Raw genomic sequence first — 17,859 nt, forward strand, 5'->3', positions numbered from 1 at the left:
CAGCCAAGTGATACTAATCGCTCGATCGGCTTGACCATATTACAATATACACGTGTTAACGTGTATGTATAGATTATAGCGTTGTTTGTTATACTTTGTTCTGTTTGGCGGTCAGCGCCGAACGACTTTGATGCTAGAGCTCGAAGCTCACGCATCAAGTCGGGTGCTCGCAGTCGCGGCAGTGCCGCTTGGTGCTCCGCAGGCTTTCCCTCATCGGGGAAGATAGAACCTTTGTCGTATACAAATGTTGGGAAAAGCTCTGGATGAAAGTTCAGAGCTTTTTTTGTTTCTATGTTTTCTTCTTATACGCGACGATACATTAGGATTCCATATTGATAAATCTAATTCGTGTCCTTTTTGGATTTCTGAAAACAGCAGAAGGGCTATGACCATATGCAGATCGAAACGTTCTACTGAAATGGGCTGAATCAGAAAATCCGGCAAGGTGGGCAACTTCAGTAAAATTTGCACTTGTATGGTAATTTCGTGCTGCAATTTTTAATCGCAAACTTAGTATAAATTTCCTAACAGATGTTAAAAGCGTTTCTTTGAATATATGTCGAAATCTATCTTCAGATAAATTTACTATATCTGCTAAAATTTTTAGTTTAACTTCTTCTGGTTGTGGTAGGTATGTTTGTGAACGAAGGTATTTAGCAACTGTGAATATCCTTGGATCCAGTACTTCTGGTGGTTTTTGAGGTAAAATTGAACCAAACACAGAATCTACGAGTAACTTTAAACAACCTAATACTTCTTCATTTGGTGATTTTTCATCTAATAACACATCGAGTATTTTTTTTAAATATGGTATCTTTGTAGAATCAAAAAATTGAACACCGTCTTTAATATTGCCAGAAAAACGTTCAAACAAAAATGAGTCTGGATCAATATAAATATTTATTATATGTGTATTCTTTGAAATTTGATAATAATTTGTATTAGGTGGTAAAAATACACCTGTATATTCGATATAATTTTCATTTGATAGAAATATTTTTGAAGGTATATCAACCGAAAAACATAGCGATGCTGAATAAAGGCTATGCATCGTAGTCGTTTCTTCCCATGCCGCATAAAGAACCTGGGCGTCCCAAACGTATAATGAGTTTCTCCTTTTCATTGAATGTGGTGCAGTTTCCAAATCTAAACTAAGATATTATTTTGTAAGTGTAGAATAAAGCCAAATTGGTATATTTATAAATTAAATTTACATATATAGCCGAATCATTCAAAAATAATCAACATTTTAAAGCCGAAACATTCAAGCCGAAACACCTAAATTTCTGTAACCTTCAACAATCTATTTATGTTCACTTTGATTTTTCATAAAATTTGAAATAAGTCAGAGTTTGTTCTTAAAAGAATAGGAAAGGTTACATGATCAGGAATAGAAAATTGAACAAACACCCAATAGGTTCTATCTTTCAATACAAATCTATTTGATCCAACATCCAAGTCGTAAATTAAAAAATTCATGAAACGAAATTATAGGAAGTTAACGGTATGAAAAATTCAACAGGTATAAATGTAGATTCAAATGGCAACGGTACATCGAAAACATTTGGAGTTGAGCCATATTCAATCCTTCAAAAAGAGGATGTTTTCGTAAGTGCCCTATTTGCTGGTCAAGGAAACGATCCAATGGTTGAACTTCTTGCGAGTTTTGAGGAAGAAGGTGAATCATCAGATTTTTTTGTAACCTTATTCAAAACAATTGATAATTGTATGGACTTAGTTAGGAAAGATGGTGAGTCCACTTATTTTTCTAAAGGTTTTGCGTTAAAAGAATGGTTGTTAGATCCAACTTTGATTCCTACCGAAACTATTTTAAAATCTTCTTATTATAGTGGGCCTTTGATCTTTGCAGCCCAAGCATCGCATTTATATCGTTTTATAAAAGAAGGTCAATGGAACCTACTTAGAAAATCTATTGGTGGAATTTATGGTCATTCCCAAGGAATATTTGCGGGATTATTGTTTTCATCATCTCCAAATAAAGAAATATTTTTAGCTAATTTTGAAAAAACATTTTCGGCTTTATTCTTTCTGTTATTCCGCAGCCAACAAATTTTTCCTGAGTTAGATCTAGACCCAAATATACTTCGTCTTTTTGTAAAAAAAGGAGAAAAACCTTCACCTATGGCCCAAATTATTTTTGATGATGGTGATGTTCAAATCACCGAAATTTTAAATGAATTCAATAAAAATCAATCTAAGTCTGAAGAAGTTCATATTGGATTAATGAATACACCTAACAGTAAAGTTTTTTGTGGAACACCTGAATCTTTACTAAAATTAAGAGACGAATTGACACAGTCCGGAGTTGATGCTGTGAAAACCTGGAATTTCATAACATCCTCAACTGCGTTTCATTCACCTTTGTTAGAAGCAGTGGTAAACCTTGTACAAACTGATTTTGAAAAAGTAGGATTCGCGCCCCAAACACATGAGATAGAAATTCCTTTGTATGATACCAGAGATGGATCAGACCTGCGCGATTCAAAAAAAGATTTAAAAACTGATTTAGTAGCTATGGTTTGCACAGACAAACTTAATTGGGAAGTAACATTGTCATCTCTCCTAAAAATAGATGGTAAACATATGCTTCTATCTTTTGGGCCAGGTGAATTTATAGAAAAAATAACAAAAAGATTTTTAAGAGATAAATCATATTTAATTCGAAACCTAACACATAAGAGTCGGTTTATTCAGTTCGCAAAAACTAACAACTTTGAATTTCCAAATGCCTGGAAAAGTTATGCGCCAGAATTAGTAATCCTTCCTAATGGGGCGAAATTTGTAAAAAACAAATATTCGCTTTGGGCAGGTCGCCCGCCTGTGTTTGGCGGTGGAATGACACCAAGTACTGTCGAAGCAGACATTGTTATTGCAGCAGCTAAGGAAGGATATATTGTTGAATTAGCTGGTGGAGGCCAAGTATCTGAAGAAATTTTTAGATCAAGGATAGAAAAAATAACCAAAGAACTTCCTGCGGGAAAAGGTTTTGTAATTAATCTATTATATCTCGATCCTTATTTATGGAATTTGCATGTACCACTAATTAAAAAATTTAAATTGGAAGGTGCTCCGATCGAAGGTATTACAATCTCTGCAGGTATACCCGAACTCAAAGAAGCGGCAGCCTTACTTACAGAATGGGAAAAAATTGGCATATGGTTGAATTCATTCAAACCTGGGACAATTGATCAAATTAAAAGAGTAGTATCAATTGCTGATGAACTTCCAAATAATAATATACTTATGCAAATTGAAGGTGGCGCTGCAGGTGGCCATCATAGCTGGGAAGATCTAAACTCCTTGGTTTCAGCAACATACGAGGATATTCGTAAACGTTCCAATATCATCTTAGCTGTAGGAGGAGGCATCGCCTCCCCTAATGATGCTAAATTATGGTTATCTGGTGACTGGAATAAAAATACAAAAATGCCTGTGGATGCAGTATTTTTAGGTACTCGTCTTATGGCTGCACTAGAATGCAAAACTTCATTACCCATTAAAGAGAAGTTGAAAGAGATGATTGGCGGAAATGATTGGATGAAATCCAAAGATGGAGATGAAGTAGGTGGAATTATTTCCGGAAAATCTTCACTTGGTGCGGATATCTATTATGCATCCAACACATGGACAAAACTCTCAGAATTGGTAGAAGGATTAACGAAAGGAAAAGATCCGGTTTTAGCTAGAGAAAGTATTGCAGAAAAGAAAGCTGATATCATCTCTCTATTAAATTCCACAGCAAAACCATACTTTGGAGATCTTTCAATACTTAGTTATACAGAAGTATTGGAAAGGTTTATATTTTTAACTTGCCCTGGCGATAGATTGCTACCTAGCGAAGGCAGATGGTCAGACCATCCTTACATTGACAAGAGTTATAGGGCTCGATTTGAACAACTCGTCTTAAAATTTGAAGGTAGATTATTAGATTCTGATACAAAGTTGTCCATTTTAAACAATGATTCCATTTTGGATGAACCATACGAATTTCTAAAAATTTGGAAGAATCTTTTTCCAAATGGACAATCGACCATCCTTTTACCAGAAGACCAAGATTTTTTCTTAGAAATATGCAAACAACCAGGTAAACCTGTAAATTTCATTCCTCTGTTAGATGAAAATTTACTTCGATGGATCAAATCCGATTCGTTATGGTATTCTCATTGTGTTGGAATGGATCCAGATAGTTGTGCTTGGATCCCTGGGCCTTTGGCTATTAAAGGTATTAAAAAAATAAATGAACCGGTAGTTTCAATTTTCAATGAATTTATTTCTGAGTTAGGTGATAATAAAAGTGTAACTAAAAATATCGAATGGTCAGAATTTACAAAAAAATTCAACCCGATAAGACAGGAAAATAAAATACAAATTGAGCATAATGATTCATTCAATGAGTTTTTTATACCTAATAGTGAGGAGATAACTGGAAGTGATTGGGTAAAATATCTAGCACAACAAGGAGGGGGTTTTTTATCCATTTTACTTGCATCAAATCGGATCTATGGAGGAGTTGCCGACCAAGATATGTGGTTCTCACCCGATGAGGCTAAAAAATTTACAATTGAAAAGGGAGCTATCGGTGAACTAATACAAATCCGTTCCTTTTCGAATGATGGAAAGTTTATTAATGCTTCCCTAGATTTGATAAACCAGAATACAGCAGAACTTAGTTTATTTTTCCATCATCCAAATGAACAAAATCAAATTCCATTTAAAAGGCGATTCTTGTTTGGCGGTGGCCCAGAAACATTAGTTATTGAAGATCAAACTTTTGCTAATGAGGAGATGAGAAAATTTTATGCTAACGTTTGGGATATAAAATCTGTTCCAAATGTGATCGATGACTACTATTCATTTGAACGTATGAGAACTTTTGAAAAGGAGTGGTCATCTGAATTTAGAGTCACTGAAGAAAACATTATTAAGTTTAGAAAGGCAACAAAGGATCTATTTCGTAAGGATCTAGTTGATTCTGACAAAAAACTTTCTCCTATTTCAATGGGAGTGGTTTTTTCATGGGAAAGTACCGTCATTCCCTTGTTATCCTATTCTTCGGCGGATCTTTTTAAACTTCTTCATTTTTCGCAAGAATTTCATTGGAAACCTGAAGCTTCATTGGTTACGGTGGATGATGTCATAAAAACTAAATCAAAAATTTCTCGAGTTAAGAAATTTGGAGAATCAATCATTCTTTATGTAACAGGAGTGATGTGGAATTCCGAAATTGAAATAGGGGCCTTCGAAACTGGATTTCTATTAAGAAATCAGAATGAAAAATTTGTCCAATTTGATACAACTCCACTTGAACAATCCATAGAATTTTTTTCACAGGCTGAGATTGATGTCTTTCAACAACTCATTTGGATAAACTTAAGCATTAAACCCAATACTCTTCGAGTCGGAGATAAAATTAGGTTTGTAACTTCAGAACGAAGAATCATCTCAAACGCAACCGATACCTTTCACTACATCATTGGAAATATCTTCCAATCAAATGGGCAAATGAACGAGGTTCTTCTTGGAAGTTTCAAAATCGATGAAGGAAGAAATTTGAATGAAGATTCAAGTTTAGATCGATTTTTTAAAGTATTCCGCGAGGCAGAAGGCATTGTTACCATTCCAAAAAAATACAGAATTATCTCTGAAGTTTTTACTGCTCCTGATTCTATGATTTCCTATTCTAAAGCTTCGAAAGATGCAAATCCAATTCACACAGACATTCGATTTGCGAAAAAGGCTGGTTGGGCGAGTCCTATTGTCCATGGCCTCTGGACATCTTCCCAGGTCATAAACTTTCTTGTTCGGAATGTTTGTGAAGGAGACTCATCTCGCATTGTCTCTCTGAAAGAAAGTTTTGAAGCACCTGTATTATTAAGCGAAGAACTACGATTAAGTGCATTTCATATTGGCCAGAAATCTGGGAATATGGCATTGGAAATTACTTTGGAAAATAAAAATGGAGAAACAAAACTTCGTGCGGAAGCCTTATTAAAACCTCTTAAGACAGCCTATGTGTTTACAGGCCAAGGTTCACAATCCCAAGGAATGGGAATGAAACTATTGGAAGAGTTTTCTGAGGCTCGCGATGTTTGGACTTTAGCTGAAAGAGTTGCTACAAATGAATTAGGTTTCTCCCTATTGGATGTTGTTCAAAATAATCCTACATCACTTCATTGTGGAGGGAAAAATTGGGTTCATCCTAAGGGAGTTTTAAATCTCACACAATTCACTCAAGTTGCCCTAGTCGCAAAATCGCTTGCAGATTGGGCAATTCTAAAGAAACGAGGTTTCTTGAATATCGAATCACCATTCGCAGGTCATTCGTTAGGTGAATTTTCTGCACTTTCAGCACGAGAATTTATTTTGCCTGAGAATGTATTTAAAATCGTATATAACCGTGGTTTGAATATGCAAAGTTTAGTCGCTCGTGATGAGGAAGGAAAAAGTTCCTATGCAATGAGTGTTGTATTGGGAAACCGTCATGTTGGTTTGAATGAGAAAAAAATCCTAGAGCTAGTTGAAGAAGCAAAATCTGAATCCGGTCTACATGTAGAGGTTGTAAATTATAATATTCGAGATAAACAATATTCGGTTACAGGGCATATTCAAGCTTTGGAGTTACTAGAAGAAAAATGTAAAACATTTGTTCGTGGGAAAAAAACAACAATTCGTTTAGAAGGTATAGATGTTCCTTTCCACTCTCGTATTCTTATTAATGGAGTTGATGAGTTTAGAAAAACATTACAATCGAATATTGGTAACGAATTGCCGTTAAATGAACTGGATGGGCGTTACATTCCGAACTTAATTGCAAAACCATTCTCACTTTCTGATGAATTTTTAAATGCAATACTATCTAAAACTGGAAGTCCCGTTGTGGATAGTTTACTCAAACTTTCTTTCAAAGATAGAAATACAAATGAAAGTAGACGGCTTGTTCTGATTGAGTTACTTGCTTTTCAATTTGCAATGCCGGTCCAGTGGATCGAAACCCAAGAAGTTCTTTTTGGACCATTAAAAACGAAACGTTTGATCGATATCGGTGCAAGGGGAGATCTTGCTGGAATGGCTAGGCAGAGCCTCAAAGATAGGCGGGATTCGACTACCTTCCAAATTCTCCATATAGAAGAAAACCGTAATGAAGTTTTTTATGAAAAGGAAGACTTGCCGGAAGCGGAATGGAGTGAAGGTCCTACCGTTGGAAAGGGAGACATTGAAATTCCCGCATCCATCCAAAAACAAAATACTGAGTCTGTAGTCGAAAACAGACCAACACTAGAAACTCCGAAGCAGAATGTTATAAATCAAATACATTCACCTGTCATAAAATTTTCGAAAAAGGATGCATTGTATTCGATTTTAGCATTGAAGGCAAATGTTCGGTTTGATGAAATCTCAGACTCTGAATCTATTGATGATTTGTTAGGTGGAAATTCATCTAAACGAAACCAAACTTTGGCTGATATTGGTGTTGAGTTTAAATCGACATCACTTGAGGGAGGACATGAAAAATCTTTAAAAGATTTAGTAAAACTTTTAGAAGAACAAACTTCCTATAACCAACCAGGACCTTACCTTCGTGCAGCATTTGATGAAAGCATAAAAAAATTCTTTCCAAGTGATTTTGGTAGAAAAGAAATTTTTCAATTCTTAAAAGACGAACGAATGTTAGATGAAGAAGGTGTATTTTTATTTTCCATATATCTTCCTCTTTTCATTCGGTCAGGAGATTCTCTCCGAAATGGAAATTTGAGTTCTATTGGTCTTAAAAATCGGCTTGGTAACACAGCGGAAGTGACAAAGTGGTTAGACCAAGCCGTTGATCAATTCGCAAACTTAAAAAACGTTCAAATTCCTAGAAAAATATCTGCGTCATCCAATTCGGCTGGTTCTATGGTGGATTCATTGGCACTGGAAGCCTTGGAACGGAAATATTTTGGAATTGAAGGCCTTTTTTCAAAATCCATTTCAGATCTCCGCCGACATTTGTTGGATGATGATCCATATTCAGAATACTTGGTTAAAGATTTAAAATCCATTGAAGAAGCTCGGACTCTCGTAGCGGATGATATCCAACCAATCTTTTCTGAAAGTAAAATCGTAATTTTTAAAAACTCAAAACAGTGGGCTAAAAAGTACTTATTTAAGCAGGCTGCAGCATTTTTAAGAAAGGATTCAAAAGAGTTTTCAAAAGAGGATATTGTCTATTTACAAAATCACAATTCAAAAGAACTTTGTGATAATATTGTATATTGGCGTTCGCAGTTTTTAGAAAAAGCTTCTGAGGCGAATTTAAAATCAGATACTGAGTATTTTAAATCTGTTGGTTTAGAGTATACAAAACTTCTGGATTGCCTCGGTTCACAATCAAATCCAAATCCAATATACCTAGCTCCAAACACAACATCAACACCGTACCTCAAAGTAGGATTAGATGGAAATTTTATTTGTGAGGAAAAAATAAACCAAATAGATCCAGAAAAATTTCCAAATGAGCGCCTAACGCTTAGTGGAAGCGATGATTTTGGTTCTTCTTTTGTAGAAAACGAAACTGTTACAAATGAGTTCAAAGAGGTACTCAATACAATTTTAAACTCAGGAGTATCTTTTCGGAACCAAAAGGTTTTGGTAACAGGTGCAGGTCCAGGTTCCATTGCTTGGGAAGTAGTGAAAGCTTTTTTAATGGGCGGGGCAGATGTTGTGTTAACAACGACTTCTTATTCTACGAAACGAGTCAAACAGTTCAAAGAATTGTACCAAATGTACGGTTCTAAAACCTCAAGTTTAGAAATTGTTCCATTTTCGCAAGGTTCTTTCGAGGACATTCGGTCACTTGTAGGTTACTTAAAAGCTAAAAATTGGCACCCAGATTTTTTAATTCCTTTTGCTGCGGTGGGTGAAGAAAATGCGGCTTCAAATTTGGACCAATCTTCGCTAGTTTCTGTTCGAGTAATGCTGATAGGTGTTCAAAAACTAATAGGTGAGTTAGGTGCACAAAGAAAAAATCAGAAAGAATCTAATTCGAAACTCAAAGTAATTTTGCCACTTTCTCCAAACCATGGTATTTTTGGGAAAGATGGACTCTATGCTGAAACGAAACTTGGACTTGAAACATTATACCGAAAAAAATTCTCTGAGGCAAATGAATGGGGCAATTCCGTTCGTATACTGGGTGCAGTGATCGGATGGGTCAGAGGAACAGGACTTATGGGAGCAAACGATTTGTCTGCTCCTCTACTGGAAGCAGAATGCAATATAAAAACATATTCACGATCGGAGATGGGTATGTTACTCACAGGATTTGCAGCCTGGAGTCTACGAAATGAAACATTAGAAGTGGTAAAGGCGGACCTCACCGGTGGACTTGGAAAGGTAAAAAATTTAGTTTTAACACTATCAAAGATCCGTTCCTATCTAAATTCACAAACCAAACAAAACATTGAAATACTAAATCTAAAACAAAAATTGAGTCTGGAAACAGAATCAAAAAAACTAACGAATGTATTACCAAAACATGGGCTAAAATTTCCAGAAGTCCCAACGAATGAAGATCTATCTCGTTACCAAACAAAAAGAACTACGACTCTTAAAGATTTAGTATGTGTCGTTGGTTATGCGGAGGTTGGTCCTTTTGGAGGCTCCATGACCCGCTGGGATCTCGAAAAGTCAGGAACTTTATCGCTAGAGGCTTGTGCCGAACTCGCATGGAGTTTAGGTTTTATCCAATACCAGATGGGGCAAAATGGAAAGGTTTGGACAGATACGAAAACTGGGGAACCAGTATTGGAATGGCAAATCAAAGAGAAGTATGAAGATGAAATTTTAAGAAGTACTGGTATTCGTATCGTTGATCCAAAAACTTCACCGTTTGATCCTACTGAAATATCAGTATATGCAGATGTAGTGCTAGAAGATGATTTAATATTTCCCATTGCTAGTAAAGAAGAAGCCTTAGAATACAAAAAGGCAAATCCAGAAATGACTGAAATTTATTTCAATCCAACTTCAGAAAAGTGGACTATCAAACGAAAGAAAGGTTCGGTCTTAAAAGTAAAAAAATCCTTAGGAATTCAACGACGAATAGCAGGTCAGATCCCTGATGGTTGGAATCCTGAAAGGTTTGGCATTCCTAAAGATCTCATCCACCAAGTGGATCCGATTACAATCTATAACTTGTTCTGTACATGCGAGGCTTACCTCCGGGCAGGTATGGATCCATTTGAATTATTTGACTTCATTCATCCAAGCCAAGCTGGATCAAGTGTGGGTTCCGGTATGGGGGGGATGCAAAAAATCAAACGAATGTTTTTAAACTTTCGACTTGGTGAAGATAGGCAACATGATGCATTGCAAGAATCGTTGATCAATGTTGCTGCAGCATGGGCTATCACCTCTTATGCGGGACTGTATGGCACTGTGATCACACCGGTTGCTGCTTGTGCAACTGGGGGAGTTTCACTTGAGATGGCTCGGGATAATATACTTTCAGGAAAGGCAAAGTTTATGATAGCTGGTGCCTTTGACGATACCCTCGAAGAAAGTATGATTGGTTTTGGGGATATGAACGCAACTGCAAACAGTTTCGAAATGGAAAACCAAGGCATTGAAGCGTCAGAAGTATCGAGGCCTAACGACAGTCGAAGGAATGGGTTTGTGGAAGCGCAAGGCGGAGGTGTTTTACTTTTGGCAAGGGGAGATGTTGCCTTAGAAATGGGGCTTCCCGTCTACGGAATCTTAGGTTTTGCAGGATCGCGGACTGATGGAATTCACACATCCATCCCTGCACCAGGAATTGGTCTTCTTTCTCTTGCTGCTGACTCAAATAATGAAAGTTCGCCGATACAATCTGCTTTGGCTTCCTTTGGATTGTCAGGTGATGACATTGGATTTGCTTACAAACATGACACATCAACGAAAGCAAATGATAAAAATGAAAATAACCTCTTACAAAAGATGATGTTGAAACTAAAAAGAACTCCAGGTAATAACCTTCCTGTAGTTTCGCAAAAATACCTGACAGGACATTCCAAGGGTGGTGCGGCTATGTGGCAGTCTATTGGTGTACTACAAACACTTGAAGAAGGAATTATTTCAGGTAACAGAAATTTGACGGATGTAGATACGGACATGGATCCATATTCTTTCATCACCTTCACTGATGAGGCGATCAAATTTGGGAAGGGGCATTTTAAAGCGGGAATATTAACCTCCCTTGGGTTTGGTCATATAGCAGCCCTTTGTCTCTTTTTACATAGGAACTTCTTTTGGGTTCATTTGACACCGGAAGAAAAAGTAAGTTATGCGAACAAATGTATCGAAAGAGGCCGGTTTGCGATCACACGTTACCATGAAATTCGTTTGGGGAATGGAACTACTTTGTACAAACGTAAAACTCAATCTTTCATACCACAGGAAGAAGAAGAATCTGCCTTATTAGATGCAACATATAGAAAAACTGCCAAGAATGTTACGATCGGTAGCTCAAAATGAAAAGTTCCTACTCGATAGGAATGGATATGGTGTACATTCCAGAATTTGAATCTTACTTAAAAGATCCTGGGACGGCTTTTTTTGACCAAACATTTACCGATTGGGAGAAAAATACTGCTGATTTGAAACAAACAAAACAGCGGGCAACATTTTATTCAGGTAGGTATGCGGCTAAGGAAGCATTTCTAAAAGCTCTGGATGGTCGTTGGTTGCATACCAAACCAACGATTAAATTTAAGTATTCTGAATTGGAGATTCGAAATGATGATTTTGGTAGGCCATATTTCCGTTATTATGGCTCACTTTTAAAAACTATTTCGGATCTACAAATGGAGTCTGTTAAACTATCAATAACTCATGTACATGAGTACGCAGCATCCCAAGTTTTAATTGAATTTTAGGAAAATAAAATGGTTCAGAAAAATGTTATATTAAACAATAATAATAAACTAGATTTAACACATTTTCAAGACATTGAAAAAGTTAGATCTGAACTTAAAAAAAGTGACCCAAATCTAGGATTGAATGTTGCCAAACTATCTTCCGAAAGAAATGGAGTTTTAAAAAAAGTACTAATTGCAAATAGAGGAGAGATCGCAAAACGATTTATCCTCGCCTTACAAGAAGAGGGCATCCAATCAGTTGCGGTGGTTGCAGATGAAGATAGAGGTCAATCTTGGTTTGAATTTGCAAACCAAGTGATCTACATTGGTGAAGCAAGAAACTATGCTAGTATACCTGTGATATGCGCTGCCATTTTAGAATCCGGTGCAAATGCAGTGTATCCCGGTTATGGATTTTTATCCGAAAATTTTTTATTCGTAGAACGCCTTTTGGAAGTAGAGAAATTCTACAATCAACGTATAATTTTTATGGGTCCAAAATCTTCCGTTATGCGAAGAGTGGGTAATAAATTAGATGCGCGCCGATTAGCAGTAGAAAATGGTATTCCACTTTTTTTAGGTTCAAGTTCCATCGAAAGTGTGGAAGAAGCGGAAGTGGAAGCTAAACGCATTGGATTTCCTGTCATCATTAAATTGGATGCTGGTGGTGGTGGAAAAGGTATGTTGGTTGTTCGTTCCGTAGATGAATTACCCCAAGCGATTGAAAGTGCAAAACGGATTGGTCTTAATTCTTATGAGAATGATACCTTCTATCTTGAGAAATATATAGAAACACCTGCACATTTTGAAGTTCAAATTTTTAATGGAGTTGCCATTGGAATTCGGAAATGTGCAGTACAAAGGAGAAACCAGAAAATTATAGAGGAATCTGGAGAATCTTTTTTAGATGATCATGTTCAATTACAATTACTTTCCAATGCAGAAAAGTTTTCTGAAATCTCAGGGTACTCAGATGATTGCGGTGCGGGCACTGTAGAATTTTTATTAGACCGAAACTCAGGTCAATTTGGATTTTTGGAGATGAACACTCGCCTCCAAGTTGAATACACAGTAACAGACCAATCCTTAGGAATAGATTTAGCTAAGTGGCAAATCTTTTTATTCGATGAAAGACTAAACCAAATCCAATACGATACGGTAAAAAGAAAACGGTTTGGAGATAGAAACCATTCTATCCAATGCCGTATTTATGCAGAAGATCCTTTCCAAAACTATTCACCGTCTCCCGGAAAAATCAAAGAGCTGGAATTGCCCACTTTTAATGGGATTCGTTGCGATTTTGGATTCAAATCAGGGGATAAAATTCCCGGAGATTTTGATCCGATGGTTGGGAAATTAATTTCGTACGGTAGTGATCGAAATGAAGCCATACAAAGAATGGAAAGAGCCTTGTGTGAACTTTTCATCCGAGGTATCACCACAAATATTGAGCAGCTTCTAATGATTGTAAGGCACGATTTATTTCGAGCTGGAAATTATGATAATAGACTCCTAGATGACAACAAAGAATTAACAAAATCTAGCACAGATTATCTGGAAGAGGCTATCATTTACGCTTGTTTAGGTGAAACAATACGGTTATCTGGCAAAAATGTTTCAGAAACATTTCGTGAAAGAGATTTAGTAAAAATTGTTTATTCAAATGAAACTATAAATTCACCATATCAATTTAAAGTAACAACCCAAGACAAAATAATTAAATTAACAGTACTTAGAACCGGTCTGGGAGAATTTTTAGTGAGTGGGAATACAATTCTGTCAAAAACGATTCGTATCACACGTTACAGTGCTGATGGGAACCAATTTTTAGCAGAATCAGAAAGTAGATCAATCTCTGTACGAATAGATGTAAAACCTAGTTTTCATTTGATTCGATTTACAAGTAAAATTGATGGGAAATTACATTATGCTAGGATTCAACTCCAGTTTGAATCAGGTAACGCATCAGCGAATGAAGTTGGTTTTTTACGTTCACCATTCCAAGGAACATTTGTAAAAATATTCAATGATCCAAAAACTCTTCATCCTTGGACAATCGGAAGTAAAATTTCAAAGGATGAACCTTTACTCATGATTTCAGCGATGAAGATGGAAACTGTTTTAAAATCACCAATTGATGGGGTAATTGAACATATCGTTGAAGATGGAAATCTAAATAAATTGGTAAGAGGAAAAACAGCGTCAGGACAAATATTGGGTAAAAGTTTTTCTGAAGGTGAAGTGCTTGTACGTGTAACTCCAAGTGAATTCACAAACCCTAATGGTGATCAATTCATTGATGAAAATTCCAGTGAAAATTTAGAGTTTTCCATTCTGAATCATTGGAACTCCATTCCAACTGGAAAAGATACAAATCAAAACTTTAAATTTGAATCTGAATTAAATTCAATCGAATCTCGAAATGAAATTTTGCGGATTTTTTATTCTTGGATATTAGGTTTTGTAAAAGGTGAAAATTCGCATGTTAGAATTAACTATTTATTAGAGCAATTAAATATCGATTCTATATTAAAATCGATAGAAGAGACTAAAAATTGGACTTCTTTTATTAAATTTTTTATAAAATTTAATGTATTACTCAGGAGTTTATTTTCTTCAGACATAGGATCTGTACATTCACATCTTGGTGAAATGCAAAGATCTCTTTTACATTGGGATACTGAAGGTTTTGTTCCTAACAAATCAACTTCGCGGTTATTGACCAAAGTGTTTCACCACTATGGAGTTAAGGCATGGACAACATTTAGGAAAAGACCTGACCAAGGGGAAGCATTTCATTATATAGTGTCTGCCTTTAAAACTCAGAAAGAACAAAGGGAATTGTTTGCAAAAATTTTAGAAAAACTAAGTCTACTTATCCCACAGTCTAAGTCCACAAGTTTAAATTTGCGAGTTCTTTTGTACTTTGAAGAAAGGGAACAAGAACCAAAACTTGAATCCATAATCAGGGTAATCCTTGGAAGAAGGAGAAATTTTAATTTCGATATTCCTGAAGGCATTAAAACCCTTTCACGTCGCCATAATGAAAGTTTTGCTAAATTTAAAAAGAATCCTTGGTCACTTTTTGAACAACCAAAGATTGAAGAGTCGGAGTTCATAAAATCATTGAATGTTTCTGGTTTGAACCTTGGAACGGATTTACCAGAACAAGTGCAAAACTTAATCCAAAAGAAATTGAATTATTGGAAGAACATTGGAGAAATTCGAAGACTCCATTCACCAATGAAGAATCAAATTTTGTTACATATCCAAGGACAGGAAACATCCACCTATCTTTTGTTTGTTGTTATGAATAGTGATTTTTTAGTTCCAATTACGGATTTAGAAGAGAAATTCCATTGTCCAAATTTGGAAAAAGAAGCTATTTTGGGGGCGTCAGTTTTACAAGGTGCAAACAATGCCAAAAAAGCCGATTTTTTACGATTGGAGATGATTTCTTATTCTAATGAAACACCAAAAACTGATGATAAAAATTTAAATAAGGTCATTGAGTATGAAAAATTATACAATAGTGCTCATTCTATTTTAGAATTTTTTTTCCATGCGGCATTCTCTAGTTTAACAATTGATATTGAAAGAAACATAAACAAAAATAGTTACTTTCAAACCTATTCATTTTTCATCAGAGATGGGAAACTTCGAATTGATAACATTGGACAAAATGATATAAAATTTCCTTATTCAGTTGAGACAGACAAAAACGATTCCAAACTATATGAAAAAGGAAAATGGCCTGTAGAAAGGTGGGTCGAAGAAACATTAGATCCAAACAGTTTCAAAGAAATTTTAATACCAGGATTGGATTTTTTAGAAAACGACAGCTCCACTGAAGGCAAACAAATCCAAAAGGTGGGAGCTAAAATTTATTTAGGAAAACTCGCTTGTGGTGATGTTTTATTTTTTCTAAAAGACTCTCGTATAGCTGGTGGTGCAACAGGGGATAAAGAAGGAAAAAAATATTTGAGTGCTGCCTACATTGCCTATAGAAAAGATATACCTCTTTATGTTTGGAATGATGGTGCTGGAGCGAACATAAAAGAAGGTATGGTTGCACTCAATCGTGCATCGGAAGGTTTTTTTATCACTGCACTTCTTACACATAGGGTAAAATCAAAAGAGTTTCGTTCTGCAATTGAATCACATAACGATTCCATAATATCGAAATTTTTGCTTAATTTAGAAACTCTTCCTGATTTGAATTTTAAAAAATATTCGCCAGATGAAAGCCCTAATCAGTGTTATGTTGTCGCAGTTGGAGTTGGGTCTTCCACTGGACTTGATGTTTACGGGTCTTCTCAGGCTTCCATCCAAGTGATTTTAGATGAAGAACAATCTTACCGCGTATTGACTGGTGCCTCTGTCATTGAATCCGTCACGGGGGAATCATTGACAAATTATGAAATTGGTGGTGCACGGGTGATGGGGCATGGAACAGGAACTGTGGACTTTGTTGCCAACGACAAACCCCACTTGATCTCAATCCTTTACAAAATACAATCCATACTATTTAACAAAACCGAAAGTCCTTCTTTATATTCGCTTACAAATCAGAATAGGGATGGATCCAAAAATATTTTTTCAGAAAGAAAAATCCAACAAATTGCGGACTCGGGCGAATACCTTTCCATTAAGGCAAATTATTCAGGTTCGGAATCATTGGTTTCTGGACTTTTTTCAATGGCGGGTAATCCGATCATAGCACTTGGGCCCCGAACTGAATTTGGTTTTCATTCCATCCAAGCATTGATCAAAGCAAAAGAATCAGTAAGGATAGCACAGAAAATAAATTCAGGTTTACTCTTAGTTTATGGTTCAAAATGGTTTCGAAGTTCTTATGCTGAAAATAACCAGTCACTAAGAGTAAGACGAGACTTCCAAAAACAATTGCAAAAGTTTAGTAGGGCACTTATCCATATTGTCAAAGATAAAGAAGGTCTTGCCCTACCAGAATTATCTTCTGTTGGAGATGTATGGATTTGGGTTAAATCAGAGGATTTCGAAGGGAATAAATTTCCATCTTCAAAAATATCTAACCCAGAACATTGTGCAACTATTACGGTGCAATCGGAAGAAGAAGCCTATTTGAAAGCATCTCAAATATTCAATCTTTTGCATGTAAGAGAACTAGAAAATTTTTCGAATCGCCATTCTTATCCACAGATTCCCATTGATTCTTCTGTTGCCTATGATATGGAAAAATTAGTGATTCGTGAAATTTTAGATGATCTTAGTTTCGTTGAATTTTATAAAGACGACCCAGGTAAAAGTTTGGTAACAGGGATTGGTCGTATCGAAGGAAAAACCATTGGTGTCATTGCTGACCAACCAAAAGACGGCGGAGCACCTGATGCCCAAGGAACAGAAAAATTTAGAATATTTATGGAATTTTTAAACAAACACAACATCCCCGTACTGATGTTATCTGATTCACCTGGTTTTGTTCCTGGAACCAAACAAGAACGACTACGCATTCAACAAATAGGTGGTGAGTCTTTGGATGTAAATGTCCTCTCCACAAATCCTATCGTGTCAATTGTTCTCAGACAAAATTATGGCGGACGCCAGATTCATGCTTTTAGCGGGTTTTTACGACCAGCAGTGTCATACCATGCATGGGAGGAAGGAACCCTTGCCGTAATGGGAGCACATTCAGCTTTTGATTTATTCCAAAGTGCTAAAGTGGCTCAGTTACGAAAGGAAAACAAAGAGGAAGAAATTGATTCACTCAGAAAAGACTTTTTAGATTCTTATAAAGAAAAAGCCAAAGCAAAAAATGATGCTTATAGAACAAAGGTTTTGGATGGTGTATTTGGATCAATTACAGATTTACGTTCTATCGTTGTAGATGCATTGAAGATAGCAGAAAATAAACAAAGTTTATGGATGGATGGTCTTAGATACTCATCCAAATGAATTTTTGACACAAAAAAAAATGGATGGGGAA

Annotated in this window: 4 protein-coding genes; 3 read left to right on the forward strand and 1 reads right to left on the reverse strand. The window is 36.0% G+C overall.

The window, feature by feature from the left end:
* Positions 1–319: 319 nt before the first annotated feature.
* Positions 320–1,123 (reverse strand): helix-turn-helix domain-containing protein, encoded by an 804-nt coding sequence (locus EHQ43_RS10390; RefSeq protein WP_135742831.1) that lies wholly within the window; start codon positions 1,121–1,123, stop codon positions 320–322.
* A gap of 383 nt (positions 1,124–1,506) precedes the next feature.
* On the opposite strand from EHQ43_RS10390, the gene EHQ43_RS10395 reads away from it, so the two are divergent.
* From EHQ43_RS10395 to EHQ43_RS10405, 3 genes are read left to right on the forward strand one after another with little or no spacing between them, the layout of a single operon-like run.
* The gene (locus tag EHQ43_RS10395) at positions 1,507–11,511 is read left to right on the forward strand and encodes a type I polyketide synthase (protein WP_244242753.1); all 10,005 of its coding nucleotides are present in this window, start codon (positions 1,507–1,509) and stop codon (positions 11,509–11,511) included.
* Positions 11,508–11,912 carry a holo-ACP synthase gene (locus EHQ43_RS10400; protein ID WP_135742832.1) on the forward strand — a complete coding sequence of 135 codons (405 nt, stop codon included), beginning with the start codon at positions 11,508–11,510 and terminating at the stop codon, positions 11,910–11,912. The genes EHQ43_RS10395 and EHQ43_RS10400 overlap by 4 nt, the downstream gene beginning before the upstream one ends.
* A gap of 9 nt (positions 11,913–11,921) precedes the next feature.
* Positions 11,922–17,828 (forward strand): carboxyl transferase domain-containing protein, encoded by a 5,907-nt coding sequence (locus EHQ43_RS10405; RefSeq protein ID WP_135771172.1) that lies wholly within the window; start codon positions 11,922–11,924, stop codon positions 17,826–17,828.
* Positions 17,829–17,859: the final 31 nt, after the last annotated feature.

Origin of the sequence: Leptospira bouyouniensis, assembly GCF_004769525.1 — a bacterium.
In the GTDB taxonomy this organism is placed as follows: Bacteria; Spirochaetota; Leptospiria; order Leptospirales; family Leptospiraceae; genus Leptospira_A; species Leptospira_A bouyouniensis.